Raw genomic sequence first — 1,850 nt, forward strand, 5'->3', positions numbered from 1 at the left:
GGGGGGAGCGGGGGCGGGACGGTGTGACACGGGTCGTTTCCCTCATGTTCATTACTCCGATCCGGCACCTGGGCGGTGCCCGCTCGGAGATACTGCGGGCGCGGGAATTGTGCCGGGAGTGGCAACAATCGGCGCAGGACTTGTTTCCGGCGCGGGTCAACAAAGCACCCGCGGTCGTGGGCGTGCAGAGGGAGGGCTTTTGTCCCCGAACGAGCAAGGCGGATGGTTCGGTCGCGGTCGCGGCCGCCCCCCGAGCCCGCTGCCGGCGAACCTGAGCGCGGCCGAGCGTGAGTTCCTGGAGCGCATGCGCGATACGAACAGACAGGCCGGGCGGACCCTGGCCGAGGTGAGCCGGGGCCTCGACGAGGTGGCGGCTGACAGCCGCCGCCCGCGCACCGCGGCGAGCACCTCGGAACTCTCCAAGATGCTGTCCGGCCGGCGGTGCTTCCGACCGGACGTCATCACAGGGCTTCACACCCTCGTGGCCAACCGTTCCGACTCCTACAACTTGCAGTACGAAATTGCCCACAGCATGGCCTTGTTCAGGGGCTGGCTGAAGGAACGGGATCCGGGCCGCCTCCAGGTGATGCGTCTGGAGGAGGAACTCTGGGAGAACGAGGAACTCCGACGCGAGGCGGAGATCCGGGCGGCTCAATTCGGCGAGAGACTGGACGAGGTGCGCCATCTCTGGCGCGGCGCCCTGGAGCAGCTCTCCACGCTGGCCGGCGAGGCATTCGACGACCTGTCCGGCCACCGCCAGGACATCGCCGTCCTCACCGCCACCGTGCAGCACTTCGCCAAGGAGGTGCACCAGCTGGAAGAAGCCCTGAGGCGCGTCTGGGAGGAGATCCGGGTGTACACCCACCGCGGGATCCAGATCGTCCTGGAACTCGGTGACGAGCTGGAGAGGCTTACCGAGGTTCCGGCGGAGGGTTAGTACCCCTCTCCGGGTAGGCCCGCGGGTCGGCGCGCGGGATGTCCCAGCGGCGTGGAGGGAGGCTGGACGGGGGTTCGAGTGGATGTCGAGTGGGCGTCGCGACGCTGGTCGTCCGTACGGACCAGCTACGGACCGGCTGCGGAACAGCCCGGCCCCCGGCTCCGTGAGGCCCGAGCCCCCCGAGCCCTGTGACGAAGGAGCTGATCCACGCCGCCATGGCCACGACGACCGAGACCACCGCCGGTACCGCTGCCGCCGTCCCCGGCCCCGTCGGCGCAGCACCGGGCCGGGCCGCCGCCGTCCCCGCCGGGGCGCCCGCCGCAGCGCCCGAGGACGCCGCCGCCCTCGCCCGCGCCGCGCGGCTCGACGCGCTGCTCGGCGACCCGCTCGACCCCGCCAACCCGCACGGCCTCGCCGAGCTCCTCGCCGCCGACACCCGGGGCGAACCCCCCTCGGCCACCGAGCAGTTGCTCACCGACACCTGCCTGGGCGCCGAGTTCGTGCCCGCCGAGTTCGGCGGCCGCCTCACCCGCGCCGACCTCCTCGCCAAGGTCCTCCGCCCCGTCTTCCGCCGCGACGTCGCCCTCGGCTTCGGCTACGGCATCACCTCGCTCTTCGGCACCGCCGCCGTCTGGGCCGCCGGCACCGAGCGGCAGCGCGCCGACACCGCCGGGCTGCTCCTGCGCGGCGGCCGCGCCTCGATCGTCCACCACGAGGTCGCCCACGCCAACGCCATCCTCCGCGACGAGTTCACCGCCGCCCCCGGCCGCTCCGGCTACACCCTCAGCGGGCGCAAGGACGTCATCATGAACGCGTCCCGCTCCGCCGCCTGGGTCGTCTGGGCCCGCACCGCACCCGAACGCGGCCCCCGCAGCCACTCCGTCCTCCTCCTCGACCCCGCCGACCTCCCCGC

Annotated in this window: 1 protein-coding gene and 1 pseudogene; both read left to right on the plus strand. The window is 72.6% G+C overall.

The window, feature by feature from the left end:
• Nucleotides 1-304: 304 nt before the first annotated feature.
• A complete protein-coding gene (locus tag EF903_RS32210) occupies nt 305-937 on the plus strand; it encodes a hypothetical protein (RefSeq protein WP_125548490.1) in 633 nt (210 codons plus the stop codon).
• Nucleotides 938-1,125: 188 nt separating this feature from the next.
• Nucleotides 1,126-1,850, plus strand: a pseudogene (locus tag EF903_RS32215) (acyl-CoA dehydrogenase); the annotation flags it as partial.

Origin of the sequence: Streptomyces sp. WAC05292 (assembly GCF_003949955.1) — a bacterium.
Taxonomy (GTDB): domain Bacteria; phylum Actinomycetota; class Actinomycetes; order Streptomycetales; family Streptomycetaceae; genus Streptomyces; species Streptomyces globosus.

Bases quoted from the DNA above. Each gene is read 5' to 3' on its own strand.
- EF903_RS32210 (WP_125548490.1), top strand. From the start codon at position 305: ATGCGCGATACGAACAGACAGGCCGGGCGGACCCTGGCCGAGGTGAGC.